The 26,817-nt window shown below is 54.1% G+C and carries 22 protein-coding genes; 17 read left to right on the top strand and 5 right to left on the bottom strand.

Features of this window, described 5'->3' with window-relative positions; all coding sequences use genetic code 11:
* The first annotated feature begins 568 nt into the window (after nucleotides 1–568).
* From PSSD_RS02065 to PSSD_RS02130, 14 genes are all read left to right on the top strand, one after another.
* A complete protein-coding gene (locus PSSD_RS02065; RefSeq protein ID WP_034825074.1) occupies nucleotides 569–1,012 on the top strand; it encodes an NADH-quinone oxidoreductase subunit A in 444 nt (147 codons plus the stop codon).
* Between the two features lie 15 nt (nucleotides 1,013–1,027).
* Nucleotides 1,028–1,708 (top strand): NuoB/complex I 20 kDa subunit family protein, encoded by a 681-nt coding sequence (locus tag PSSD_RS02070; protein ID WP_007889318.1) that lies wholly within the window; start codon nucleotides 1,028–1,030, stop codon nucleotides 1,706–1,708.
* Between the two features lie 116 nt (nucleotides 1,709–1,824).
* Nucleotides 1,825–3,624 (top strand): NADH-quinone oxidoreductase subunit C/D, encoded by a 1,800-nt coding sequence (gene nuoC, locus PSSD_RS02075; protein ID WP_058969161.1) that lies wholly within the window; start codon nucleotides 1,825–1,827, stop codon nucleotides 3,622–3,624.
* A gap of 2 nt (nucleotides 3,625–3,626) precedes the next feature.
* Entirely contained in the window at nucleotides 3,627–4,142 is a 516-nt protein-coding gene (gene nuoE / locus PSSD_RS02080; protein ID WP_038645741.1) for an NADH-quinone oxidoreductase subunit NuoE, read from the top strand.
* Between the two features lie 2 nt (nucleotides 4,143–4,144).
* Complete coding sequence (gene nuoF / locus PSSD_RS02085) at nucleotides 4,145–5,485, top strand: NADH-quinone oxidoreductase subunit NuoF (protein WP_197063376.1); 1,341 nt, start codon at nucleotides 4,145–4,147, stop codon at nucleotides 5,483–5,485.
* A 104-nt stretch (nucleotides 5,486–5,589) separates the two neighbouring features.
* Nucleotides 5,590–8,313 carry an NADH-quinone oxidoreductase subunit NuoG gene (gene nuoG, locus PSSD_RS02090; protein WP_058969163.1) on the top strand — a complete coding sequence of 908 codons (2,724 nt, stop codon included), beginning with the start codon at nucleotides 5,590–5,592 and terminating at the stop codon, nucleotides 8,311–8,313.
* Complete coding sequence (gene nuoH / locus PSSD_RS02095) at nucleotides 8,310–9,287, top strand: NADH-quinone oxidoreductase subunit NuoH (RefSeq protein ID WP_034825063.1); 978 nt, start codon at nucleotides 8,310–8,312, stop codon at nucleotides 9,285–9,287. The genes nuoG and nuoH overlap by 4 nt, the downstream gene beginning before the upstream one ends.
* An 11-nt stretch (nucleotides 9,288–9,298) precedes the next feature.
* Nucleotides 9,299–9,841 (top strand): NADH-quinone oxidoreductase subunit NuoI, encoded by a 543-nt coding sequence (gene nuoI, locus PSSD_RS02100; RefSeq protein ID WP_034825061.1) that lies wholly within the window; start codon nucleotides 9,299–9,301, stop codon nucleotides 9,839–9,841.
* Nucleotides 9,842–9,851: 10 nt separating this feature from the next.
* Entirely contained in the window at nucleotides 9,852–10,403 is a 552-nt protein-coding gene (gene nuoJ / locus PSSD_RS02105; RefSeq protein WP_039336491.1) for an NADH-quinone oxidoreductase subunit J, read from the top strand.
* Nucleotides 10,400–10,702: an NADH-quinone oxidoreductase subunit NuoK gene (gene nuoK / locus PSSD_RS02110; protein ID WP_034825057.1), complete on the top strand. Its 303-nt coding sequence runs from the start codon at nucleotides 10,400–10,402 to the stop codon at nucleotides 10,700–10,702. Before nuoJ ends, nuoK begins: the two co-directional genes overlap by 4 nt.
* Nucleotides 10,699–12,534, top strand: a complete 1,836-nt coding sequence (nuoL, locus tag PSSD_RS02115; protein WP_058969164.1) for an NADH-quinone oxidoreductase subunit L — start codon at nucleotides 10,699–10,701, stop codon at nucleotides 12,532–12,534. The genes nuoK and nuoL overlap by 4 nt, the downstream gene beginning before the upstream one ends.
* A gap of 215 nt (nucleotides 12,535–12,749) precedes the next feature.
* Nucleotides 12,750–14,270, top strand: coding sequence for an NADH-quinone oxidoreductase subunit M (gene nuoM, locus PSSD_RS02120; RefSeq protein ID WP_039328358.1), 1,521 nt, complete (start codon nucleotides 12,750–12,752; stop codon nucleotides 14,268–14,270).
* Nucleotides 14,271–14,276: 6 nt separating this feature from the next.
* The gene (gene nuoN, locus PSSD_RS02125; protein WP_039328356.1) at nucleotides 14,277–15,740 is read left to right on the top strand and encodes an NADH-quinone oxidoreductase subunit NuoN; all 1,464 of its coding nucleotides are present in this window, start codon (nucleotides 14,277–14,279) and stop codon (nucleotides 15,738–15,740) included.
* A gap of 363 nt (nucleotides 15,741–16,103) precedes the next feature.
* Nucleotides 16,104–16,556 carry a GNAT family N-acetyltransferase gene (locus tag PSSD_RS02130; RefSeq protein ID WP_058969166.1) on the top strand — a complete coding sequence of 151 codons (453 nt, stop codon included), beginning with the start codon at nucleotides 16,104–16,106 and terminating at the stop codon, nucleotides 16,554–16,556.
* Nucleotides 16,557–16,584: 28 nt separating this feature from the next.
* Here the strand turns inward: PSSD_RS02130 and PSSD_RS02135 are convergent, their stop codons facing one another.
* Nucleotides 16,585–18,243 (bottom strand): glucan biosynthesis protein D, encoded by a 1,659-nt coding sequence (locus PSSD_RS02135; RefSeq protein WP_039328353.1) that lies wholly within the window; start codon nucleotides 18,241–18,243, stop codon nucleotides 16,585–16,587.
* A 439-nt stretch (nucleotides 18,244–18,682) separates the two neighbouring features.
* Here PSSD_RS02135 and elaB point away from each other — a divergent pair, with 439 nt between their 5' ends.
* Both elaB and PSSD_RS02145 read left to right on the top strand, forming a co-directional pair.
* On the top strand, nucleotides 18,683–18,991 hold the full coding sequence (elaB, locus tag PSSD_RS02140; RefSeq protein ID WP_039328351.1) for a stress response protein ElaB: 309 nt from the start codon (nucleotides 18,683–18,685) through the stop codon (nucleotides 18,989–18,991).
* 152 nt (nucleotides 18,992–19,143) lie between these two features.
* Complete coding sequence (locus tag PSSD_RS02145; RefSeq protein WP_058969168.1) at nucleotides 19,144–20,340, top strand: nicotinamide mononucleotide deamidase-related protein YfaY; 1,197 nt, start codon at nucleotides 19,144–19,146, stop codon at nucleotides 20,338–20,340.
* Nucleotides 20,341–20,444: 104 nt separating this feature from the next.
* Here PSSD_RS02145 and yfaE read toward each other — a convergent pair whose 3' ends face one another.
* From yfaE to lsrK, 4 genes are all read right to left on the bottom strand, one after another.
* The gene (gene yfaE, locus PSSD_RS02150; RefSeq protein WP_039328349.1) at nucleotides 20,445–20,705 is read right to left on the bottom strand and encodes a class I ribonucleotide reductase maintenance protein YfaE; all 261 of its coding nucleotides are present in this window, start codon (nucleotides 20,703–20,705) and stop codon (nucleotides 20,445–20,447) included.
* Between the two features lie 2 nt (nucleotides 20,706–20,707).
* The gene (nrdB, locus tag PSSD_RS02155) at nucleotides 20,708–21,838 is read right to left on the bottom strand and encodes a class Ia ribonucleoside-diphosphate reductase subunit beta (RefSeq protein ID WP_039328348.1); all 1,131 of its coding nucleotides are present in this window, start codon (nucleotides 21,836–21,838) and stop codon (nucleotides 20,708–20,710) included.
* Nucleotides 21,839–21,903: 65 nt separating this feature from the next.
* Complete coding sequence (gene nrdA / locus PSSD_RS02160; protein ID WP_058969170.1) at nucleotides 21,904–24,189, bottom strand: class 1a ribonucleoside-diphosphate reductase subunit alpha; 2,286 nt, start codon at nucleotides 24,187–24,189, stop codon at nucleotides 21,904–21,906.
* A gap of 466 nt (nucleotides 24,190–24,655) precedes the next feature.
* Nucleotides 24,656–26,227: an autoinducer-2 kinase gene (gene lsrK / locus PSSD_RS02165; RefSeq protein ID WP_058969172.1), complete on the bottom strand. Its 1,572-nt coding sequence runs from the start codon at nucleotides 26,225–26,227 to the stop codon at nucleotides 24,656–24,658.
* Nucleotides 26,228–26,436: 209 nt separating this feature from the next.
* Between lsrK and lsrG the strand changes: the two genes are divergently transcribed.
* Nucleotides 26,437–26,733 (top strand): (4S)-4-hydroxy-5-phosphonooxypentane-2,3-dione isomerase, encoded by a 297-nt coding sequence (lsrG, locus tag PSSD_RS02170; RefSeq protein ID WP_039328345.1) that lies wholly within the window; start codon nucleotides 26,437–26,439, stop codon nucleotides 26,731–26,733.
* The last annotated feature ends 84 nt before the right edge of the window (nucleotides 26,734–26,817 follow it).

The raw sequence follows: 26,817 nt of genomic DNA on the forward strand, positions 1-26,817 counted from the left end.
TAGCTTTTTTTTATGCCTGTTAACTTGCGTTTTTTGACGCTATTTAAGTTACATAATTTTCCTTGTTTCCAAAAAAATGAAATGCGTTCCATTTTTAATCAGGGTAGAACGTTTTTATCATTCCGTGCCATCTTTTCCAGGGTATCTGCCTGTACCGATCGGCGTTTTTTCGGGCAAAAAACACCATTCTGTGTCTTAGATCAAAAAAATACCCCCTCTAAGGGGGGGGAAATCCCCGCAAGACCTGTCAAAATATGATTGTTAAATGCACGATCCATGCATGTGAATACCCGCTACACTAAAATTAACCTCACAAACTGAAGCGATTTAGCTGGCATGAAGGGGTTCATTTGTTAATAATATGATGCTGGTGTTAATTAATGTTTGAATGCTTTTGTCAAAGTTGACAAAAGGTTATAGAAAGGAGTAAAAAACCCCATAAAAGTGCTGCTTATTTGATAATGACGGCATAGTTTATAAGGTTTTTATCCTTCCCTTGAATCGATGTGGTGTGTTTGCTGCAACAGTGCAGGATGCCAACGCCACTTTTGATGAGTAAGCAAAGAGTATGTCGACAACTACAGAAGTGATCGCTCATCACTGGGCATTTATTGTTTTTATTGTTATCGCGTTTGGCCTGTGTGCCTTTATGTTGACCGGTGGTTGGCTGTTAGGTGGCCGTGCACGAGCGCGTCACAAAGACACCCCGTTTGAATCGGGTATCGAATCCGTTGGTGATACCCATATACGCCTCTCCGCTAAATTCTATCTGGTTGCGATGTTCTTCGTTATTTTCGACGTCGAAGCCCTCTATTTATACGCATGGTCGACCTCAATCCGCGAAAGCGGCTGGGTGGGCTTTGTCGAAGCCGCAATTTTCATTTTGGTGCTCTTGGCTGGCTTGGTTTATCTGGTGCGCATTGGTGCGCTGGATTGGGCCCCTGCGCGTCGTCGCGTCGTGGTCAAATCAATCCCGGTTAGTCACAACCACACCAACCCTCATAAGCAGTAAAAGCGAGGCAATAACATGGACTACACGCTGACACGCGTAGACCCGAACGGCGGCGGTGATAACGATCGTTATCCTTTGCAGAAACAGGAGATTGTGACCGATCCCCTGGAGCAGCACGTTCATCGCAGCGTCTATATGGGCAAGCTCGAACACGCCCTGCATGACATGGTGAACTGGGGTCGTAAAAACTCTCTCTGGCCTTATAACTTCGGTCTTTCCTGTTGCTACGTGGAAATGACCACGTCATTCACTGCGGTGCATGACGTGGCGCGTTTTGGTGCGGAAGTTATGCGTGCCTCTCCACGTCAGGCTGACTTTATGGTAATCGCCGGTACGCCATTTACCAAAATGGCGCCGGTTATTCAGCGTTTGTATGACCAGATGCTGGAACCAAAGTGGGTGATCTCAATGGGCGCCTGTGCTAACTCGGGCGGCATGTACGACATCTATTCCGTGGTACAGGGCGTGGATAAATTCCTGCCTGTCGACGTGTACATCCCAGGCTGTCCGCCGCGTCCAGAAGCCTACATGCAAGCGCTGCTGCTGCTGCGTGAGTCCATTGGTAAAGAGCGCCGTCCACTGTCGTGGGTGGTAGGTGATCAGGGTGTTTATCGCGCCAACATGCAGCCAGAGCGTGAAAGAAAACGCGGCGAGCGCATTGCCGTGACTAACCTGAGAACGCCAGACGAAGTCTAAGCTTCCCGTACACGGATGGCACAGCGGCCGCAGCAGAACATCACAATTTAATGTGCGCCGCCATCCTGACGCCTTCTTTTGAGTGCCTGATAACAGGCCGGAATGGTGAGTAACGTATGACAGATTTAACCACGCAAGATCTCGCACAGCCGTCATGGCAAACCCGCGATCACCTGGACGATCCAGTGGTCGGCGAGCTGCGTAACCGTTTTGGGCCGGATGCCTTTACCGTTCAGGCCACCCGCACCGGCATTCCGGTCGTTTGGGTGAAGCGTGAACAGCTACTGGAAATTGTCGAGTTCCTGCGTAAGCTGCCGAAGCCGTATGTCATGCTCTATGACTTACATGGTTTCGATGAGCGTTTGCGTACTAACCGCGCGGGTCTGCCTGCCGCGGATTTTTCCGTTTTCTATCACCTGCTTTCGATTGAACGCAACCGCGACATCATGCTCAAGGTGGCGTTGTCTGAAAACGATCTGAATGTGCCGACCATCACTAAAATCTTCGCCAATGCCAACTGGTATGAGCGCGAAACTTGGGAGATGTTTGGGATCACCTTTAATGGCCACCCGCACCTGACGCGCATCATGATGCCACAGACCTGGGAAGGCCATCCGCTGCGCAAAGATTACCCGGCGCGCGCGACCGAATTCGATCCGTTTGAACTGACAAAACAGAAAGAAGATCTGGAGATGGAGGCGTTGACCTTCAAGCCTGAAGACTGGGGCATGAAGCGCAGTACCACCAATGAGGACTTTATGTTCCTCAACCTGGGTCCTAACCACCCCTCTGCGCACGGTGCATTCCGTATCATCCTGCAGTTGGATGGTGAAGAGATCGTCGACTGCGTACCGGATGTCGGTTACCACCACCGTGGTGCTGAGAAGATGGGCGAGCGTCAGTCATGGCACAGTTACATTCCGTACACCGACCGCATCGAGTATCTCGGCGGCTGTGTGAACGAAATGCCTTACGTACTGGCGGTGGAAAAACTGGCCGGTATCACCGTGCCGGATCGCGTTAACGTGATCCGCGTGATGCTGTCTGAGCTGTTCCGCATCAACAGCCACTTGCTGTACATCTCCACCTTTATTCAGGACGTCGGCGCAATGACGCCGGTGTTCTTCGCCTTTACCGACCGTCAGAAAATTTATGACGTGGTCGAAGCGATTACCGGTTTCCGTATGCATCCCGCCTGGTTCCGCATTGGCGGCGTGGCACACGACCTGCCGAAAGGTTGGGAGCGTCTGCTGCGTGAATTCCTCGACTGGATGCCAAAGCGTCTGAAAGAGTATGACAAAGCGGCACTGCGCAATACCGTATTGATGGGCCGTTCACAAGGTGTGGCAGCTTACAACATGGACGAAGCACTGGCGTGGGGCACCACCGGTGCTGGCCTGCGTGCCACCGGGCTGGACTTCGACGTGCGTAAATGGCGTCCATACTCAGGCTATGAAAACTTCGATTTCGAGATCCCGGTTGGTGCTGGCATCAGTGATGCCTACACCCGCGTTCAGCTGAAAATGGAAGAGATGTGGCAGTCACTGCGTATTCTGGAACAGTGTCTGAAAAACATGCCGGAAGGCCCGTTCAAAGCGGATCATCCGCTGACCACGCCGCCGCCAAAAGAGCGCACGCTGCAACACATCGAAACCCTGATCACTCACTTCCTGCAGGTGTCGTGGGGCCCCGTCATGCCGGCCAACGAATCCTTCCAGATGATCGAGGCGACCAAAGGGATCAACAGCTACTACCTGACCAGCGATGGCAGCACCATGAGCTACCGCACCCGCGTGCGCACGCCAAGCTTCCCGCACCTGCAGCAGATCCCATCCGTGATCCGCGGCAGCCTGGTATCCGACTTGATCGTTTACCTCGGTAGTATCGATTTTGTTATGTCAGACGTGGACCGCTAATCATGCACGATCAAAAAATTGCTATTCACACTATCGACCCTGATGAGGTCTTTGTGCTGAGCGAGACCGAGCACCACGCTATCGAGCACGAAAAACACCATTACGAAGATGCGCGCGCCGCCTCGATTGAAGCGTTGAAGATAGTGCAGAAACAGCGTGGTTGGGTGCCAGATGGTGCCATTAATGCCATTGCTGATGTGCTGGGCATTCCAGCCAGTGACGTGGAAGGTGTCGCCACCTTCTATAGCCAAATCTACCGCACGCCGGTTGGCCGTCATGTGATCCGTTACTGCGACAGTGTGGTATGTCACATCACCGGTTTCCAGGGCATTCAGGCTGCACTTGAGCAGAACCTGAACATAAAGCCAGGCCAGACCACAGCCGATGGCCGCTTCACGCTGCTGCCAACCTGCTGCCTGGGCAACTGTGATAAAGGCCCAACCATGATGGTGGATGAAGATACCCACGTTCATCTGACGCCGGAAGGCATCGCCAACCTGCTGGAGCAGTATCAATGACCATTAAACAGATCATTCGTACTGCGGAAACGCACCCTCTGACATGGCGTCTGCGCGACGACAAGCAGCCGGTGTGGATCGATGAATATCGCAGTAAAAACGGCTATGTCGGTGCGGAAAAAGCCTTAAAAGAATTCAGCCAGGACGAAATCGTGGCGGCGGTGAAAGACTCCGGCCTGAAAGGCCGTGGTGGTGCAGGCTTTAACACCGGCCTGAAATGGAGCCTGATGCCGAAAGACGAATCCATGAACATCCGTTACCTGCTGTGTAACGCCGATGAAATGGAGCCGGGCACCTATAAAGACCGCTTGCTGATGGAGCAGATGCCGCACCAACTGGTGGAAGGCATGCTGATCAGTGCGTTCGCTTTGAAGGCTTACCGTGGCTACATCTTCCTGCGTGGCGAGTACATCGAAGCGGCTGTTCATCTGCGCCGCGCGATTGCCGAAGCCACCGAAGCCGGCTACCTCGGTAAAAACATTCTCGGCACCGGATTCGATTTTGAGCTGATCGTGCACACCGGCGCAGGGCGTTATATCTGCGGTGAAGAAACGGCACTGATCAACTCGCTGGAAGGCCGCCGCGCGAATCCGCGCTCTAAGCCGCCATTCCCGGCGAGTGCGGGCGTTTGGGGCAAGCCAACCTGCGTTAACAACGTGGAAACCTTGTCCAACGTGCCTGCGATCTTCCTCAACGGCGTTGACTGGTACAAAAATATCTCTACCAGCGAAGACACCGGCACCAAAATGATGGGCTTCTCTGGCCGCGTGAAAAACCCAGGCGTGTGGGAACTGCCATTTGGCACCACCGCGCGTGAAATTCTGGAAGATTATGCGGGTGGCATGCGCGATGGCCTGAAATTCAAAGCCTGGCAGCCAGGCGGTGCGGGCACCGACTTCCTGACCGATCAGCATCTCGATCTGCCAATGGAATTTGCCAGCATCGGCAAAGCCGGAAGCCGTTTGGGTACCGCGCTGGCGATGGCGGTCGATCACGAAATCAACATGGTTTCACTGGTGCGTAACCTCGAAGAGTTCTTTGCGCGTGAATCCTGTGGCTGGTGTACGCCATGCCGTGATGGATTGCCGTGGAGCGTGAAGATCCTGCGTGCGCTGGAGCAGAAAAAAGGCCAGCCGGGTGATATCGAAACCCTGCAGCAGCTTTGCCGCCAGCTCGGTCCAGGTAAAACCTTCTGTGCCCACGCACCAGGTGCCGTTGAGCCATTGCAGAGCGCGATTAAATATTTCCGTGAAGAGTTTGAAGCCGGCATTGCGCCGCAGGTGTTTGGCAATACCCGATCGATCGGTGGTATTCAGCCCAACCTGCTGAAAGCGCGCTGGTAATCAGCCGCCGTACACGGAATTCACCCTGAGCCGACCCGGCTTAGGGGACAGAATTAGATGTTTAACGCTCGTCTTAGGGCGAGCCTTACGGAAGCATGTTCACTATGGCTACAATCCATGTAGACGGTAAAGAATATGATGTGAACGGAGCGGACAACCTGTTGCAGGCGTGTCTCTCTCTGGGCCTTGATATTCCTTATTTTTGCTGGCATCCGGCGCTGGGAAGCGTGGGAGCCTGCCGCCAGTGCGCGGTGAAGCAATTCCAGAATGCCGAAGATACCCGCGGTCGCCTTGTCATGTCCTGTATGACACCGGCGTCGGACGGCACCTTTATCTCCATCGACGATGGCGAAGCCAAAGAGTTTCGTGAAAGCGTGGTGGAATGGCTGATGACCAACCACCCGCACGACTGTCCGGTGTGCGAAGAGGGCGGTAACTGCCACCTGCAAGATATGACGGTAATGACCGGCCATAGCTTCCGTCGTTATCGCTTCACCAAACGTACTCACCAGAATCAGGATCTCGGCCCGTTCATCTCGCATGAAATGAACCGCTGTATCGCCTGTTATCGCTGTGTGCGTTACTACAAAGATTACGCAGACGGCAAAGATCTGGGCGTCTACGGTGCCCACGACAACGTCTACTTTGGCCGCCCGGAAGATGGCACGCTGGAGAGCGAATTCTCCGGTAACCTGGTCGAAATCTGCCCAACCGGCGTGTTCACGGATAAAACCCACTCAGAACGCTATAACCGTAAATGGGATATGCAGTTCGCGCCAAGCATCTGCCAGCAGTGCAGCGTGGGTTGTAACACCAGCCCTGGCGAACGTTACGGCGAACTGCGCCGTATCGAGAACCGTTACAACGGTACCGTGAACCACTACTTCCTGTGCGATCGCGGACGTTTCGGTTACGGCTATGTGAACCGCAAGGATCGTCCACGCCATCCGGTACAGAAACGCGGCAACGATTGGGTCAGCCTCAATGCTGAACAAGCGGTCAATGCAGCGGCTGACGTATTGCGTCAGGCGAAAAAAGTGATCGGTATTGGTTCACCGCGCGCCAGCATTGAAAGCAACTTTGCGCTGCGTGAACTGGTCGGTGCAGAGAACTTCTCAACCGGCATGCCAGCAGGTGAACAGGCTCGCGTCGAGTTAATGCTGAAAGTGCTGCAGGAGGGCGGAATCTACACGCCTTCTCTGCGCGAAATTGAAAGCTACGATGCCGTACTGGTGTTGGGTGAAGACCTGACTCAAGTGGGTGCGCGTGTGGCGTTGTCTGTGCGTCAGGCAGTGAAAGGTAAAGCACGTGAAATGGCAGCCGCACAGAAAGTGGCGGACTGGCAGATCGCGGCGATCCTCAACATTGGCCAGCACGCCAAACATCCGCTGTTTGTCACCAACGTCGATGAAACCCGCCTGGATGACATCGCGGCGTGGAGTTATCGCGCTCCGGTGGAAGATCAAGCGCGCCTTGGTTTTGCTATCGCTAATGCGCTGGATGAAACTGCACCTGCGGTAAATGGCTTCGACGCTAAGCTGAACGGCAAGCTGGATGTGGTGGTACAGGCATTAGCGGGGGCGAAAAAACCGCTGATCATTTCCGGTACTCACTCCGGTAGCATTGCAATGATTGAAGCGGCCGCCAACGTAGCGAAAGCATTGAAAGGTCGCGGTGCCGATGTAGGTATCACCTTCCTCGCTGGCGCAGCGAACAGCTTTGGTCTCGGCCTGATGGGCGGACAATCGCTGGATAGCGCACTGGAACAGCTGGATAAAGGCGAAGCGGAAGCGCTGATCGTCTTAGAGAACGATCTCTACCGTCACGCGCCAAAAGCCACCGTTGATGCAGCACTGCACAACACCGCACACGTCATTGTGGTGGATCATCAACGTACCGCCACGCTGGAGAAAGCCGGCCTCGTGCTGTCAACTGCCAGCTTTGCGGAGAGCGACGGCACCTCGATCAACCAGGAAGGCCGTGCTCAGCGCTTCTTCCAGGTTTACGATCCCGCTTACTACGACAACAGCGTTGTCATGCTGGAGAGCTGGCGTTGGTTGCACTCGCTGCACAGCACGGTAGAAAGCCGTCAAATCGACTGGACGCTGCTTGATCACGTCATTGACGCCACCGTTGCGGCGCTGCCGCAGCTGAAAGGTATTAAAGACGCGGCACCGGATGCCAGCTTCCGTATCCGTGGTCAGAAACTGGCGCGTTCACCGCACCGTAACAGTGGCCGTACCGCCATGCGTGCCAATATCAGCGTGCACGAACCGCGCCAGCCGCAGGATAAAGACACCATGTTTGCCTTCTCGATGGAAGGTAACAACCAGCCAAGCGCACCGCGCTCGCAGATTCCATTTGCCTGGGCGCCAGGCTGGAACTCCCCGCAGGCATGGAACAAGTTCCAGGCTGAAGTGGGTGGCAAACTGCGTCATGGCGATCCGGGTGTGCGTCTGTTCGAAGCCGGTGAAGGCTCATTGCCTTGGTTCACTGCGGTACCAGAAAGCTTTGTTGAAGGCAGTCAATACCGCGTTGCGCCTTACTACCAATTGTTTGGTAGTGAAGAGATGACCCAGCGTTCACCGACCTTCCAGAAGCGTATGTCACCTGCCACATTGGTGATTAACCCTGCTGATGCGGAAAAACTGGGTGTGAACAACGGTTCTGCAGTTGAGCTGGTGTGTGCCGGTGAAACCTTGCGCCTGCCGGTCCGTTTCTCTGCTTCCTTGCAAGCAGGGCAGGTGGGGCTGCCGCTGGGAATGCCGGGTGTGCCGCCATTCCTCTCGGGCGCGCAAATTGACAAATTGCAGGAGGCCGCGCAATGAGCTGGCTGACACCGGACGTTATCGACATCCTCATCCAGATCCTGAAAACCATTGTGATCTTGCTGGTGGTGGTGGGTTGTGGTGCCTTCATGAGTTTCGCCGAGCGTCGTCTGCTCGGCTTATGGCAGAACCGTTACGGTCCGAACCGTGTGGGTTGGGGCGGCTCGCTGCAGCTGGCCGCCGACATGATCAAAATGTTCTTTAAAGAGGACTGGGTTCCGCCGTTCACCGATCGCTTCATCTTTACCCTGGCACCCGTGATTGCCTTTGTGTCACTGCTGCTGGCGTTTGCCATTGTGCCGGTTTCACCGACCTGGATGGTGACAGACCTGAACATCGGTTTGTTGTTCTTCCTGATGATGGCAGGTCTGGCCGTTTACGCCGTGCTGTTCGCCGGTTGGTCGAGTAACAACAAATACTCGCTGCTGGGTGCGATGCGTGCGTCGGCGCAAACGCTGAGCTACGAAGTGTTCCTTGGCCTGTCGCTGATGGGTGTGGTGGCGCAAGCCGGTTCGTTCAATATGAACGCCATCGTCGAAAGCCAGACGCATTTGTGGAACATCATTCCGCAGTTCTTTGGCTTTGTGACCTTCTGCATCGCGGGTGTTGCGGTTTGTCACCGTCACCCGTTTGACCAGCCAGAAGCGGAACAGGAACTGGCTGATGGTTACCACATTGAATATGCCGGTATGAAGTTCGGCCTGTTCTTTGTCGGTGAATACGTGGCCATCACCACGGTTTCAGCGCTGATTGTCACGCTGTTCTTCGGTGGCTGGCACGGTCCATTCCTGCCGCCATTCATCTGGTTCGCCCTGAAAACGGCGTTCTTTATGGTGATGTTTATCCTGATTCGTGCTGCGCTGCCGCGTCCACGTTATGACCAGGTGCTGTCGTTCGGCTGGAAAGTATGTCTGCCGTTGACGTTATTGAACCTGCTGGCGACCGCCGCAGTGATTCTGTACAGCGCGCAGTAAGGGGTTTTGAGATGACTTTAAAAGATATTGTCGTTGGCTTCGGCACGACAGTGCGCAGTATCTGGATGATAGGCATGCATGCCTTCGCCAAACGCGAAACCCAGATGTATCCAGAAGAGCCGGTATATCTGCCGCCGCGCTATCGTGGCCGTATTGTGTTGACGCGCGATCCGGACGGCGAAGAGCGCTGCGTTGCCTGTAACCTGTGTGCGGTAGCCTGCCCAGTGGGATGTATCTCACTGCAAAAAGCAGAAACTGTCGATGGTCGTTGGTATCCAGAATTTTTCCGCATCAACTTCTCACGCTGCATTTTCTGCGGTTTGTGTGAAGAGGCTTGCCCAACCACCGCAATCCAGCTGACCCCGGATTTTGAACTGGGTGAATTTAAGCGTCAGGATTTGGTGTATGAGAAGCAAGACTTGCTGATTTCCGGTCCGGGTAAATATCCGGAGTACAACTTCTATCGCATGGCGGGTATGGCGATCGACGGGAAAGAGAAAGGCGAAGCGGAAAACGAAGCCAAGCCAATCGACGTCAAAAGCTTGTTACCTTAAGGAGCCAGGTATGGAATTTGCGTTTTATCTTTGCGGACTGGTGGCGGTGTTGACGACATTGCGCGTCATCACGCACACCAATCCAGTACATGCGCTGCTGTACCTGATTGTTTCACTGCTGTCGATTGCGGGCGTGTTCTTCTCGATGGGAGCTTACTTTGCCGGTGCGCTGGAAATCATCGTCTACGCCGGTGCCATTATGGTGCTGTTCGTGTTCGTGGTGATGATGCTGAACCTGGGCAAAAGCCAGCAGGATCAGGAGCGTGAATGGCTGAAGCCTTCGCTGTGGATTGGACCTGGCATCGTTTCTCTGCTGTTGCTGGCGGTCATGATTTACGCCATCAGCACCGCGCAGGATCAAGGTATTGATGGCACCGTCATTGATGCGAAAGCGGTCGGTATCAGCCTGTTTGGCCCATACGTTCTGGCGGTTGAGCTGGCCTCAATGTTGCTGCTGGCCGGTCTGGTGGTAGCCTTCCATATCGGACGTGAAGAGCGTCAGGGCGAAGTGTTAAGCAATCGCCATGCTGATGCACATGCGAATAAGGAGGATCACGCATGATCCCGTTACAACACGGCCTGATGTTGGCCGCTGTGCTGTTTGTCCTTGGCCTGACCTCACTGGTGCTGCGTCGCAACCTGCTGTTTATGCTGATTGGTCTGGAGATCATGATCAACGCTGCTGCGCTGGCACTGGTTGTCGCGGGCAGTTACTGGGGACAAGCTGACGGCCAGGTCATGTACATTCTTGCCATCAGCCTTGCGGCGGCGGAAGCCAGTATTGGCCTGGCATTGTTGCTGCAGCTCTATCGTCGTCGTCAGACGTTGAACATTGACACAGTGAGCGAGATGCGCGGATGAATCTTCTCTATTTAACCGTATTATTTCCGCTGATTGGCTTTCTGCTATTAGCGTTTTCCCGTGGCCGTTGGTCGGAGAACCTGTCGGCAACGGTAGGAATGGGATCGGTGGGTCTTGCTGCACTGACTACCATTTATGTCGGCTTCGACTTCTTCAGTCACGGCCAGCAGCCGTTCACACAAGCATTGTGGACATGGATGCACGTTGGCACCTTTGATATCAAAGTCAATCTGGTGCTGGATGGCTTGTCATTGACCATGCTTTCCGTGGTCACCGGCGTCGGTTTCTTCATCCACATGTTTGCTTCCTGGTACATGCGTGGCGAAGAGGGCTATTCGCGCTTCTTCGCATACACCAACTTGTTCATCGCGAGCATGGTGGTGCTGGTATTAGCTGACAACCTGATGCTGATGTATCTCGGTTGGGAAGGCGTGGGCTTGTGCTCATACCTGCTGATTGGCTTCTACTACAGCAATCCAGAGAACGGCAAAGCGGCGATGAAAGCGTTCATTATTACCCGTGTGGGTGATGTGTTCCTTGCTTTCGCACTGTTCATTCTCTACAACGAGCTGGGCACGCTGAACTTCCGCGAGCTGGTGGAACTGGCACCGGCGCACTTTGCCGCTGACAACCACATGCTGCAATGGGCAACGCTGATGTTGCTGGGTGGTGCGGTTGGTAAATCTGCACAGCTGCCGCTGCAAACCTGGCTGGCCGATGCGATGGCGGGTCCAACCCCGGTTTCTGCATTGATCCACGCCGCCACCATGGTGACCGCGGGTGTCTACCTGATTGCCCGTTCACACGGCCTGTTCCTGTTAACGCCGGAAGTGCTGCATCTGGTCGGGATTGTCGGTGCGATTACCCTGGTACTGGCGGGTTTTGCGGCACTGGTACAGACCGACATCAAACGCGTGCTGGCTTACTCAACCATGAGTCAGATCGGCTACATGTTCCTCGCGCTTGGCGTGCAGGCATGGGACGCGGCGATTTTCCACTTGATGACGCACGCATTCTTTAAAGCACTGCTGTTCCTTTCTTCGGGTTCGGTCATTCTGGCCTGCCACCACGAGCAGAACATCTTCAAAATGGGCGGCCTGCGTAAGAGCATCCCATTGGTGTATACCTGCTTCCTGGTGGGTGGCGCAGCGCTGGCGGCACTGCCGCTGATCACCGCAGGTTTCTACAGTAAGGATGAAATCCTGTTTGGTGCGCTGGCGAATGGCCACATCAATCTGATGGTGGCGGGTCTGGTCGGTGCATTCCTGACCTCGATCTACACCTTCCGCATGATCTTTATCGTGTTCCACGGTGAAGAGAAAATTCATGCGCACGCGGGCAAAGGCATTACTCACCATCTGCCGCTGATTGTGCTGTTGGTTCTGTCCACCTTTATCGGTGCGATGATCACTCCGCCGCTGGCGGGCGTGCTGCCACAGAACGAATTTGGCGAAAGCGGCAAAGTGGCGCTGGAAATCACCTCAGGTGTGGTCGCTATCGTCGGCATCCTGATTGCTGCGGCGCTGTGGTTGGGTAAACGTCAGCTGGTGACCAGCATTGCCAACAGCGCGCCGGGCCGTTTCTTTGGCACTTGGTGGTTTGCCGCCTGGGGCTTCGACTGGCTGTACGACAAGGTGTTCGTAAAACCTTATCTCGGCATTGCCTGGCTGCTGAAGCGCGATCCGCTGAACTCACTGATGAACTTGCCAGCGCTGATCTCGCGTATGGGTAATAAAGGTCTGGTGGTGAGCGAGAACGGTTACCTGCGCTGGTATGTGGCTTCCATGAGCGTTGGCGCCGTGGTGGTGCTGGCGCTGATGCTGGTGATCTAAAGATTGATGAGCGGGGGCGAAGCGTTTTGTAACGCCCCTGATGAAGAATGTTCAAAATTGTCTGATGCACGAGCCTTATCGGCGCAGCCAGTTTTGTCACCGCCAGCGTGCAGCAACCGGAGCGTACTTGAGTACGTGAGAATTGCGAGCACTGCCGGGGACAAAAACGGCAAGCAAGATAGCTCGAACAGAGACGAATAATAGGGAAGTATGCCGTGTTATTACCTTGGCTAATAATCATACCCTTTGTTGGGGGCTTACTCTGCTGGCTAGCAGAACGCCTCGGTGCGAAAGTACCACGCTGGATCGCCATGATCACCATGGGCCTGACGCTGGCGCTTGGCCTGCAGCTTTGGTTGCAGGGAGGCTATTCATTAACGCAGGCTGCTGGGATCCCGCAGTGGCAGTCAACCTTCTCGGTGCCATGGATTCCTCGCTTCGGCATTAACTTCCATCTGGCTATCGACGGTCTTTCACTGCTGATGGTGGTACTGACCGGTCTGCTCGGCTTGATGGCGGTACTCTGTTCCTGGAACGAAATTGAGAAGTATCAGGGCTTCTTCCACCTCAACCTGATGTGGATCCTCGGTGGCGTGATTGGCGTGTTCCTCTCCATCGACATGTTCCTGTTCTTCTTCTTCTGGGAAATGATGCTGGTGCCGATGTACTTCCTCATCGCGCTCTGGGGTCACAAAGCCTCTGACGGTAAAACCCGTATCTCGGCGGCGACCAAATTCTTCATCTATACCCAGGCGTCTGGTCTGGTGATGTTGATTGCGATTCTGGCGCTGGTGTTTGTGCACTACAACGCCACTGGCGTCTGGACGTTCAGCTACGAAGAGCTACTGAAAACGCCAATGTCGCATACGGTTGAATATCTGCTGATGCTGGGCTTCTTCATCGCCTTCGCCGTAAAAATGCCGGTGGTGCCACTGCACGGTTGGTTACCGGATGCACACAGCCAGGCGCCAACGGCAGGTTCCGTTGACCTCGCCGGTATTTTGCTGAAAACAGCTGCCTACGGTTTGCTGCGCTTCAGCCTGCCACTGTTCCCGAACGCTTCGGCAGAGTTTGCACCCATTGCCATGTGGCTCGGTATCATCGGTATCTTCTACGGTGCCTGGATGGCGTTCTCTCAGACCGATATCAAACGCCTGATTGCTTACACGTCCGTTTCGCACATGGGCTTCGTGCTGATTGCCATCTACACCGGTAGCCAGTTGGCGTTCCAGGGCGCGGTTATCCAGATGATTGCTCACGGCCTGTCCGCCGCAGCACTGTTCATCTTGTGTGGCCAGTTGTATGAGCGTCTGCACACGCGTGACTTGCGTCAGATGGGCGGTTTGTGGGGACGTATCAAATGGATTCCAGGCCTGTCACTGTTCTTCGCGGTCGCCAACCTGGGTATGCCGGGCACCGGTAACTTTGTCGGTGAATTCATGATTCTGACCGGTAGCTTCCAGGTGGTCCCGGTCATTATCGTGATTGCGACCTTTGGTCTGGTGTTCGCTTCGGTTTACTCACTGATCATGATGCAGCGCGCTTACTACGGTGAGGCGAAGTCAAAAGATCCGCTGCCGGGCATGTCACCGCGTGAATTCATGACTATCGGGGTGCTGGTGGTGCTGCTGGTTCTGCTGGGTATCTATCCACAGCCGATCCTCGACACGTCCCATGCTGCGATGAGCAATATTCAGCAGTGGTTTACCGCTTCAATTTCAACTACAAGGCCGTAATTCGCCATGACAATAACTCCTCAACATCTGATTGCGTTACTGCCGCTGTTGATCGTCGGATTGACGGTGGTGGTGGTGATGCTGTCCATTGCGTGGCGACGCAACCACTTTGTTAATGCCACGCTGACTGTAATTGGTCTTAACCTGGCGCTGTTTTCACTGTGGTTTGTAGGTCACGTAGGTGCTATGGATGTCACGCCGCTGCTGCGCGTTGACGGCTATTCGATGTTCTACACCGCGCTGGTGCTGCTCGCCAGTCTGGCTACCTGCACCTTTGCTTATCCGTGGTTGGCCGGTTTCCCGGACAACAAAGATGAGTTCTATCTGTTGGTGCTGATCGCCGCTCTGGGTGGCATCGTGCTGGCCAGTGCAAATCATCTGGCGGCGCTGTTCATTGGTATCGAACTGCTCTCCTTGCCGCTGTTTGGTTTGATTGGTTATGCCTTCCGCCAGAAACGCTCACTGGAAGCCGCGCTGAAATACATGATTCTTTCAGCGGCTGCGTCCTCGTTCCTGATCTTCGGTATTGCCTTGATTTATGCCGACTCTGGTAGCCTGAGCTTTGTGCAGTTAGGCAAGAGTCTGAATGACAGCATGATTCAACAGCCGCTGCTGCTGGTTGGCTTGGGCATGATGATTATTGGCCTCGGCTTTAAATTGTCACTGGTGCCGTTCCACCTGTGGACGCCGGATGTGTATCAGGGTGCGCCTGCACCTGTCTCCACCTTCCTGGCGACCGCCAGTAAAATCGCTATCTTCGGTGTGGTGATGCGTCTGTTCCTGTACGCGCCAGTGACTGACAGCGAAGCGGTGCGCACGGTGCTCGGGGTTATCGCCTTTGTATCGATTCTGTTCGGTAACCTGATGGCGATTTCGCAGAGCAACATCAAGCGTCTGCTCGGCTACTCCTCGATCGCCCACTTGGGCTATCTGCTGGTGGCATTGATTGCGGTGAAAACTCATCAGCTGTCACTGGAAACTGCCGGTGTTTACCTGGCGGGTTACCTGTTCAGCAGCCTCGGCGCGTTCGGTGTCGTGAGCCTGATGTCCAGCCCGTACCGTGGTCCGGATGCTGACACGCTGTACTCCTACCGTGGTCTGTTCTGGCACCGTCCGATTCTGTCAGCGGTGATGACCGTGATGATGCTGTCGCTGGCGGGTATCCCGATGACACTAGGCTTCATTGGTAAGTTCTATGTGATTGCTTCCGGTGTGAATGGGCATCTGTGGTGGCTGACTGCGGCAGTCGTCGCGGGTAGTGCGATTGGTCTTTACTACTACCTGCGCGTCACGGTGAGCCTGTACCTCAGCCCTCCTGAGATGCACACCCGTGACCGCGATACACCAGCCAACTGGGCCTTTACCGCCGGTGGTGTGGTGGTGCTGATTTCCGCGATTCTGGTGTTGCTGCTGGGTGTCTATCCGCAGCCGCTTATTTCGCTGGTGCAGATGGCACAGCCTCTGATGTGATGTAGCGTGACTAACAGAGAATCAGGCCCCCGGGCCTGATTTTTTTTGCCTGTCGAACACTAAAGGACCGCTCATTGTCGTTGGAGGGTCGCCATTTATGGCGTAAATCCGTTCAGTTAAGCATTAATTTGCATATGTATGCAGGTGCGCATGAATGCGCACCCTACTTAAAACGCGCCAATCCATTGTAGGGTCGCCATTTATGGCGACCAAAGGGCCAGTGAGTAACCAGTATCAGCTTAAAGGCCACACCCTGGACTCCGCCGAATTAACTGCCATATTTGTCGGCCCGCTTACAGCCCGCATGCTGCGCACTGTGTTAATCTCGTGAGATCATTTTTTTCGCTCAGACAAGGAAGCACCATGGAAATGCAATGGCTTGATTGCCACCACAGTGAACTCAGCGCACAGCAGTTATATACTTTGCTATCGCTGCGCAATCATGTGTTTATCGTCGAACAAAATTGCCCGTATCAAGACATTGATGGGCAGGATCTTACCGCAGATAACCGCCATATCCTGGGTTTTCTTGACGGTAAACTGATGGCCTATGCGCGCGTGTTAACCCCGGTAGAGGAAACGGCTCCGGTGATCATTGGCCGTGTGATTGTGTCGGAAGAAGCGCGTGGATTGAAGCTCGGCTATCGCCTGATGGAGAAGGCACTGGAGAGTTGTGAACAGCACTGGCCGCAGCGTGGCATCTATCTGTCCGCGCAGGCACATCTGGAAGGTTTCTACGGTCGCCTCGGTTTCAAAGCGGTGGGGGACGTCTATATGGAAGACAACATCCCACACATCGGTATGCAAAAACAGTAACGGCGAGGATTGCTCCTCGCCGTGGTTATTAGCCCGGCGTCATCTGTCGATCGTCGGTGTATTTACGCTGATCGGGCGGTGGCGGGAAGTACTGATACAGCCAGGTTTCACTGAGCGTCTCGTCTTTGGTGCGCAAGAACAGACGCATATCAACCGGCTTGGTTGAGTCACTGTTTGGATACCAGTCAAACAGGATGCGATACCCGTCGATTGGCTCAACGTAGAGAATCTCGACCTGTTTGATGGTGCCAGAATTGACCGTGATCACTGGCTCAATACCCTTTGGCGCAGCGGCTTTCAGATCGCCACCCACGAAGTCGATGGCAAAGCGACGGCTCCACTGGTCAGGGAAGTGTTCTCCCGGCGCCCAACCTTCTGGGAATCCACCAATACCGGTACGCGTTGCATCCACGCGCGCCAGACCACTGCGAACGGGCGGTAACTGGCTCCAGTAGAGCTTGTACTGGAAGTTGAATTCACTACCCGCTTTCACCGGCTCGGTGGGCTGCCAGAAGCACACCACGTTATCCAGCGTTTCACCGGTGGTCGGGATCTCCATCAGGTTGATGGCACCTTTGCCCCATTTGCCAATCGGCTCAACCCACAGGCTTGGACGTTTGTCATACCAGCCGATCACGTCCTGATAATCTTTGAAATCATGATTCAGCTGTAACAGGCCGAAACCACGCGGGTTTTCATCCTGATAGGCGTTGAACTGCAAACGCTGCGGATTATTTAATGGACGGGCAATCCATTCACCTTTGCCAGTCCACATCGCCAGACGATCGGAATCGTGGATTTGTGGGTGGTAAGTGTTGCACATGCGACGCTCATTGGTGCCACAACTGAACATACTGGTCATTGGCGCGATGCCAAGCTGACGAATCTCGTTACGCGCGAACAGGTGGTTTTCCACCTCCATTACCACGCGTTTTTCTTCGCAGTGGATGGTGAACTTGTACGCACCGGTCACGCTGGCACCATCCAGCAGGGCGTAGACCACAAAAGTGGTGTCCTCGGCTTTTGGCGTTTCAAACCAGAAGGCGGTGAAGTCTGGGAACTCTTCATGGCCATTACTGAAGGTGTTCACCGCCACGCCGCGCGCAGACAATCCATACTGATAGGTTTCATCCACGGCACGGAAATAGCTGGCACCGAGGAATGAAACGATATCGCGGCGTGCCAGTTCGGGTTTTTTGAACGCACGGAAACCAGCAAAACCCAAGTCGGTTTTGCCGACTAACTGCTGCGTATCCACATTGGCGTTGTGATAGTTAAACAGTTCCGGACGGAAGTGAATTTCGCGGGCTTCGCGGCTGTCCGCATCCACAGAGAACATACGAATACGGCGTTTAAAGCCCATTCCCACGTGGAAAAACTGCACGTCTAACTCTCGGTCGGCAATGTTGTTCCACAGCGAGTGGTTCGCATCGTACTGAATTTCGTTGTAGGCCTGGGGTGTCAAATTGGCCAGCGTGTCGGGTAGGGGGCCGGGTGCGCCGCCCCAGGGCTGTTTCGCTAGTGCGGAGGCTTTCTTTTTCAGTGAGTCGAAATCGAAGCGCACTGCGGTACCGTCGGCGATACCATCATCGGCCCAGGCGGACTGCGCAAACAGCGAGGAGAGCCCGGTCATGCCGCTGACGGCAGAGAGGGCCATGGACGCTTTCATAAATTTTCTACGATTCATGCCGGAAATCTAATCCTTAGCTGCTCTGGTGTGTTAAGACTTTCGTAAGACGCTGAGCGTCATACCCTTCATACTTCAAGTTTCAGGTGCGTTGGCTACGTGCATTCACCTCAGTCACTTACTTCAGTAAGCTCCTGAGGATTCATGCACTTGCCGCCTTCCTGAACCAAGAGTAGGCCCCATGAGGGGACTCGAATTATTTTGGGTCTAAGCTACAGGGGGTTACGACAGTCGCGAAATTAAAAAATTCAGTCTGACGAAAATTTATCAGATTAATCAAATAAGCGAAGCAGATTTCTCGTCGCCACGCCTGGCTTAACATAACTTTGCACTGAGTCAGTTAAAACCAGGTGCATTCCTGGTCTACGTTGCCCAGCAAGGTGCGAATTAATGACTATAGTTAAACAACGATAAGTTATGAACATGGAGGAAGTACAACGTGTCATCTTCAGACCAATTTGAAACTCGCCTTGATGACGATCTGGCTTTGCTGACAGAAACGCTGGAAGAAGTGCTGAAGTCGTCGGGTGATCCCGCCGATCAAAAGTACATCGAGCTGAAGCTGAAGGCGGAACAGGCGCTGGAAGACGTGAAAAACCGTGTCAGTCAGGCGTCTGACAGCTATTACTACCGTGCCAAAAAAGCCGCCTACCGCGCTGACGAATATGTGCATGACAAACCCTGGCAGGGTATCGGCATCGGTGCCGCCGCGGGTCTGTTTGTCGGTTTACTGCTGGCGCGACGTTAATCCGCAAGGGCGCGAGTTTTAGCGCGCCCGATTCCTCTCTTTTCTGCCGCTTTAACGCCCATTTGTTTCAAATCTTTGTTTCGCAACCTTTGCGATTGTGTTTCGCCTGCGTGCTTTCTACAGTAATGCGACAGGGATAAGGAGAATACAACGTGATACGTGTTGAAATGCTCTCAACGGGCGATGAAGTGTTACACGGGCAGATAGTCGATACCAATGCAGCCTGGCTGGCGGATGTGCTGTTCCAGAACGGTTTGCCGATGACCAGCCGTAGCACGGTGGGTGATGCCATGTCTTCATTGGTGGATGCGCTACAGAGCCGCAGCCAAATCGCCGATGTGCTGATTGTTAATGGCGGCCTCGGGCCAACCAGTGACGATCTCAGCGCGTTGGCAGCCGCCACCGCTTGTGGGACTGAACTGGTGATTCAGCAGGCGTGGCTGGAAAAAATGGAAGCCTGGTTCGCCAGCCGTGGCCGTGTGATGGCGCCCAGCAATCGCAAGCAGGCTGAAATTCCTGCCAATGCCGAGCTGATTGATAACCCGGTCGGCACCGCGTGCGGCTTTGCATTGCAACTCAATCGCTGCTGGATTTTCTTCACGCCGGGCGTACCCTCTGAATTCAAAGTGATGGTTGAGCAGGAGATCATTCCACGCCTGAAAGCGCGTTTTGATTTGCCCGAGCCGCCGCTATGCTTGCGCCTGACGACATTCGGGCGTGGCGAAAGTGATATCGCAGCAGAGCTTGAACCCTTGCCGCTGCCAGAAGGCGTGGTGATGGGCTATCGCTCTTCGATGCCGATCATCGAAATCAAACTCACCGGTCCAGCCAGCCAGCGCGTGGCGATGGAGCAGGCGTGGCAGCAAGTGAAACTGTTGCTGGCCGAATGCACGATTTTTCATGGCACTGAAGGGTTACCTGCGTTGTTAGCCCGAGAACTGCAAGAACGGGGTTTCCGCCTGGCACTAAGCGAACAATATACCGCTGGATTGCTGAACTGGCAGCTGGCGTCAGCTCAGGTGCCGCTCAGTGCCGCTGAGATTTTGCCGCCGCAGGCGGAGACGCTGGAAGCGCAAGTTGAACGCACCAGAGCGTTAGCCGCGCATCATGGCACCGTATTGGCGCTTTCAGTGGGAAATCTGGAAGAGGGCGAAGTGTCTGTCGCGCTGCATACGCCAGAAGCCAGCTGGGGCCAACGCGTCAAGTTCACTCACGGACGTCATAACGTGGAAACGCGACAGAAGGTCGTGGCAATGATGGCAATGAACATGCTGCGCCGCTGGTTGCACGGTAGCGAAGTCAGTACCGGGCATGGCTGGATTGATGTGTTAGAGACGGTGAAGTTGTAAACCTGTCCGGTGCGCACAACTGTGGCCAGGTATCTTGATGCAACCCGGTGCGCATAAATGCGCACTCTACGATGTAGGGTCGCCATTAATGGCGACCTGGGTCATCACAATTCTATTTCAATCTCCCCTTTAGCGCGGCAACAGCAGGGCAAAATTTCGCCCTGCTGAATAAACGCCAACGGGGTTTCCGCGTAAGCCACTTCGCCTTTCAGCAAACGCATGCGGCAGGAGCCACAGTAGCCTTCACGACACTGAAACTCCACGCACACATTATGCGCTTCAAGCGTGGTCAGCAGATTGGGATGATCTTCTGCGCACTCCAGCCGGGAGCCGGAACTGCGCAGAATAACAACAGAACGGCTCATGCTTACAGCTGGAAGTCGTTGAAGTCGTCTTCGCCCACTTCAGCATCAATCTGGCCAACCAGGTAAGAACTCACTTCGACTTCCTGCGGCGCAACTTGCACGTTGTCGGAAACCAGCCAGGAGTTGATCCATGGAATCGGGTTTGAGCGGGTCTGGAACGGCAGGTCAAGGCCGACCGCCTGCATACGGATATTGGTGATGTACTCGATGTACTGGCACAGAATGTCTTTGTTCAGACCAATCATCGAGCCGCCGCTGAACAGATAATCTGCCCACTCTTTTTCTTGCTCGGCGGCCTTCTTGAACAGGTCAAAACACTCGTCACGACATTCGGCGGCGATCTCTTTCATTTCTGGATCATCTTCACCGGTGCGTAGCAGGTTCAGCATATGCTGAGTGCCGGTCAGGTGCAGTGCCTCGTCGCGTGCGATCAGTTTGATGATCTTCGCGTTACCTTCCATCAGCTCGCGCTCGGCGAAAGCAAATGAACAGGCGAAGCTGACGTAGAAGCGAATCGCTTCCAGTGCGTTCACGCTCATCAGACAGATATACAACTGCTTTTTCAACGCACGCAGATTAACGGTGACGGTTTTTCCGGCCACTTGATGCGTGCCTTCGCCCAGCAGATGCCAGTAGCTGGTCATCTCGATCAGGTCGTCATAGTACTTCGAGATATCCTGCGCACGCGCCAGAATCTGCTCGTTGGTGACGATATCGTCAAATACCAGTGAAGGATCGTTGACGATGTTACGAATGATATGGGTGTAAGAACGCGAGTGGATGGTTTCAGAAAACGCCCAGGTCTCGATCCAGGTTTCCAGTTCTGGAATCGAAATCAGCGGCAGCAGCGCCACGTTCGGGCTACGGCCCTGAATCGAATCCAGCAGCGTCTGATATTTCAGGTTGCTGATAAAGATATGTTTCTCGTGATCCGGCAGCGCCTGATAATCGATACGATCGCGTGAAACGTCCACTTCCTCTGGACGCCAGAAGAAGGAGAGCTGCTTTTCAATCAGCTTTTCAAAGATGTCATATTTCTGCTGGTCGAAACGCGCAACGTTTACTGACTGGCCGAAGAACATCGGTTCTAACAGCTGGTCATTTTTGTTCTGCGAAAATGTGGTGTAAGCCATGACTAAGTCCAAAAGTAAGAGGGGCCGACGTATGTCGGCCCTGACATGATAGGGCGTTTGCCGGATTAGATCTTACAGGCGCCGCTTTCGCAGCCATCATCCTGAATGGATGGGGCCAGATCGTCCTGCGCATCTTCCGCACCGTCACGGGTGTTTTGGTAATACAGGGTTTTCACGCCAAACTTATACGCGGTCAACAGATCTTTCAGCAGCTGTTTCATTGGCACTTTGCCATTGGCGAAACGGCTTGGATCGTAGTTGGTGTTTGACGAAATAGCCTGATCGATAAACTTCTGCATGACGCCAACCAGTTGCAGGTAACCGTCGTTAGAAGGCATTTCCCACAGCAGTTCGTACTGATCTTTCAGACGCTCATACTCTGGCACCACCTGACGCAGAATGCCGTCTTTCGAGGCTTTAATGCTGATGTGGCCGCGCGGCGGTTCAATACCGTTGGTGGCGTTTGAAATCTGCGAAGAGGTTTCAGACGGCATCAGGGCAGAGAGCGTGGAGTTACGCAGGCCGTGAGTGGTGATCGACTCACGCAGTGCTTCCCAGTCGAGATGCAGCGGCTCGTTGCATACCGCATCGAGATCCTTTTTATAGGTATCGATCGGCAGAATGCCCTGTGAGTAGGTGGTCTCTTTGAACCACGTGCAGGCCCCTTGCTCTTTCGCTAACTCGTTCGAGGCTTTCAGCAGGTAATACTGAATCGCTTCGAAGGTTTTGTGCGTCAGGTTGTTGGCACTGCCATCAGAGTAACGCACGCCATTCTTCGCCAGATAGTAAGCGTAGTTAATGACGCCAATACCCAGCGTACGACGGCCCATTGCGCCGCGTTTTGCCGCCGGGATGGGGTAGTCCTGGTAATCCAGCAGGGCATCCAGCGCACGTACCGCGAGGGTAGCAAGCTCTTCCAGATCGTCGAGGCTATCAATCGCACCAAGGTTAAACGCAGACAGCGTACACAGGGCAATCTCACCGCTTTCGTCATTCACGTCATTCAGCGGTTTAGTCGGCAGCGCGATTTCCAGGCACAGGTTGGACTGGCGAACAGGCGCGATAGCCGGATCAAACGGGCTGTGAGTGTTGCAGTGATCGACGTTCTGGATATAGATACGGCCAGTTGAAGCACGTTCCTGCATCATCAGTGAGAACAGCTCAACCGCTTTGACGCGCTGTTTACGGATGCTGTCGTCTTTCTCATATTTGGTGTACAGACGTTCAAACTCGTCCTGGTCGGCGAAGAACGCATCGTACAGACCCGGCACGTCAGACGGGCTGAACAGCGTGATGTCTTCACCTTTCAGCAGACGTGTGTACATCAGCTTGTTGATCTGTACGCCGTAATCCATGTGACGCACGCGGTTGCCTTCAACACCACGGTTGTTTTTCAGTACCAGCAGGCTTTCGACTTCGAGATGCCACATGGGGTAGAACAGAGTCGCCGCACCGCCACGCACGCCACCTTGTGAGCACGACTTCACCGCCGTCTGGAAATGCTTATAGAACGGGATACAGCCGGTGTGGAAAGCTTCACCGCCACGAATCGGGCTGCCCAGCGCACGAATGCGACCGGCATTGATGCCGATACCGGCGCGCTGAGAAACGTATTTCACGATAGCGCTGGAGGTGGCGTTGATAGAATCCAGGCTGTCACCACACTCGATCAGGACGCAAGAGCTGAACTGACGGGTTGGTGTACGCACGCCGGACATGATTGGCGTTGGCAATGAGATCTTGAAGGTAGAAACCGCATCATAGAAACGACGCACGTAATCCATACGCGTTTCACGCGGGTAACCAGAGAACAGGCAAGCCGCGACCAAAATATACAGGAACTGCGCGCTCTCGTAGATTTCGCCGCTGACACGGTTCTGTGCCAGGTATTTCCCTTCCAGCTGTTTTACCGCCGCGTATGAGAAGTTCATATCGCGCCAGTGGTCGAGGAACTCGTCCATCTGCGCGAACTCTTCAACGCTGTAATCTTCCAGCAGATGGCGATCGTATTTGCCCATCTCAACCATTTTCACCACCTGGTCATACAGCTTTGGCGGCTCAAACTGGCCGTAGGCTTTTTTACGCAGGTGGAAGATGGCAAGACGTGCAGCCAGATACTGGTAATCCGGGGCATCACGGGAGATCAGGTCTGCAGCCGCTTTGATGATGGTCTCGTGGATATCCGAAGTACGGATACCATCGTAAAACTGAATGTGGGAGCGCAGCTCAACCTGAGACACGGAGACATTGTTCAGCCCTTCAGCTGCCCAATCCAGTACTCGGTGAATCTTATCGAGATCAATGCGTTCCTGACGGCCATCGCGTTTAGTAACGAGCAGACTTTGGTTCATGTCGCGTGTTTACCTGTCCATGAAATACATAGTTATCCCCCATCTATTCACAAGGTCTATGCACAAGCCGCTCGTTGTGAGTAAGCCTGTGGATAAACACTATATATAGGGGGTGCGGGAAGTTTGAACAACAATATGGTGAGTATTCTAGTCAGCATTCTGATCATCACAAGAGTTGATTTTCGCGAAAAAATCCGTCCTGGGGGGTGGCGAAAATCCTGGATCCCCATCCGACAAGGGCTGCAACTGGTGTCAACGGCAAAGCAGTTTTTTTTCATAATTTGATCGAGCGCGTGTTTATTGCTCAACCTTGTCCGTTCCGGATTTTTCTGAGGTCAAAAAAGCCCTGACAAGGCCGCCAGTAGCGAACTTATCTAAAATGACTTATGAATTTTTTGTGACCTAAGCAGCCTACAAAAAAGGCTGGTACGCGTCTAAAAGGAAATTGATCTGGATAGCCGTAAGATTACAAACCCGGTGCTTTCCACATTGAGGTGGTTAACCCACTGTCCACCAAGGTCAGTTGGTCCGCGTAGACCTGTTGCCAACGCGTCTTTTGCTGCTGGTAGAGTTGATGGTGCTGTGGATTAGGCTCGAATTCACGCTCCCACCGTACCAGTGCTTGTCCCGTCTCCTGCAAGCTGTCGTAAACGCCAGCCGCCACGCCAGCGGCTATCGCACACCCCAGGGCCGTTGCTTCTTTAACCTGCGGTACTTTCACCGTCAATCCGGTGACATCACTCAGTATCTGACTCCACAGTTTTCCCTTGGCCCCGCCACCGGCAAACACCAGTTGTGAGGTGCGCATGCCGGAAAACGCTGCCACTTGATCAAGATTACAGGCAGAGACGATGGCAGCGTTCTCCTGCAGGGCGCGGAATAACGTTTGTTTATTACAGCGTTCGGGATCGATGGAGAGGTTAATAAATGAAGGAGCGGCGTGATACCACTTATTGAAATGCATTGCATCGGAGAACACCGGCATCACACCCCATGAACCGGCAGGCACGCGTGCGGCCATCTCTTCCAACAGGCTGTAACAATCAACACCCAAGCGTTCTGCGAGCAATTTCTCTTCACCGCAAAAGGCATCGCGGAACCAGCGCATGGTTAGCCCGGTGAAAAAACTGATGGCTTCCGCCTGCGCCATGCCGGGGATCACATGTGGATTCACGCGGATGTTCATCTCAGGGTCAACCTGCGGTTGGGGCAAATTCACCACCTGCTGCCAGAAGGTGCCTCCCAGTACGGCGGTCTCACCCGCATTCACCACGCCTAACCCGAGCGTACCCAACTGCACATCACCGCCGCCCATGCCGACTGCTGTGCCTTTCTCCAGCCCACATTGACGCGCGGCTTCGGCAGTAACTTCTCCTAACTTGGTACCGGTTTCGGCGACCGGGGACAGGATATCGCCACGCAATCCCGCCATCTCCAGCAGGTCAGGTCGCCATTGCCGAGTGTGTAAATCCAGCAGGCCGGTGGTGCCCGCATTGGACGGATCCACTGCCAGTTCACCGCTGAGACATTTCGCTAACCAGTCGCTGATCATGGTTAAGGTGGCGGCCTGCCGGTAAATTTCTGGGCGATGGTGCGCCAACCACAGTAGGCGGGGCATTGCGCCTAAAGCCAGGGTTTGTCCCGAGCACTGGTAGATTTCACGCTCAAACTCGCCGTGATGGATCTCCTTCAGCTCACTCACTTCACGGCTGGCGCGTGCGTCCACGTTAGCGCAGGCCCAAATCGCTTCGCCTGCTTTGTTGTAAAGCACAATGCCTTCGCGCATCGAGCAGCATGCCACACTACGAATCGCGCTGGCAGGCAGTTGAGACTGTTGCAGCGCCAAGCGGATGCACTGACAGGCAAGTTGCCAGTTGTGGCTAAGGTCAAACTCCATCGAGCCCGGCACATCGGGCAGGGCGAGATGCCGCCATTCCGCTTGCGCCACGGCGACCTGCTCTCCTTGCAGATTGAAAATCACCGCGCGAATACTGCCGGTGCCAGCGTCGAGCGCCATTAAATACGGGGCGTGTGTCATCACGAAACTCCTGTCAATACGGAACGAGTGCTCCACGCCGACGGCCCAACGGGTGTTACTGCAAAGATAGCTGTGCGTGCGGGTTTTCACCTCCAGATGAAGGGGTTAGCCAGAGGATGAAAGTGCGAACTGTGATCGCTGCAAGAGTTTTATTCAACCAGCCTGGCCAGGATTGCCACTCTGCGAATGACGATGAAAGGAACGAACTGATGGAAGTGACGCTGGTCGAAATCAACGTAAAACCCGACTGTATCGACGAATTTCTGCGAGTTTTCGAGCTGAATCATTTAGGGGCATTGCAGGAACCGGGTAATCTCCGTTTTGACGTGTTACAGGACAGCAGTGTACCCACGCGCTTCTTTATTTATGAAGCTTACGCCGATGAAGCCGCAGTGTTGGCACACAAAAAAACGCCGCACTACCTGGCTTGCGTCGAGGCACTAGAGGCGTTGATGAGCGAACCGAGAAAGAAAACCGCGTTTAAGGGGATTTTCCCACAAGCTTAGGGATTAACGTCCTGAACCTGAACCTGAACCTGAACCTGAACCTGAAGTATAGACCTGCTGGGTGCGGCTTTAGGCCTTTCATAA

The sequence above is a fragment of the Type-D symbiont of Plautia stali genome, from assembly GCF_001485335.1.
In the GTDB taxonomy this organism is placed as follows: Bacteria; Pseudomonadota; Gammaproteobacteria; order Enterobacterales; family Enterobacteriaceae; genus Pantoea; species Pantoea vagans_C.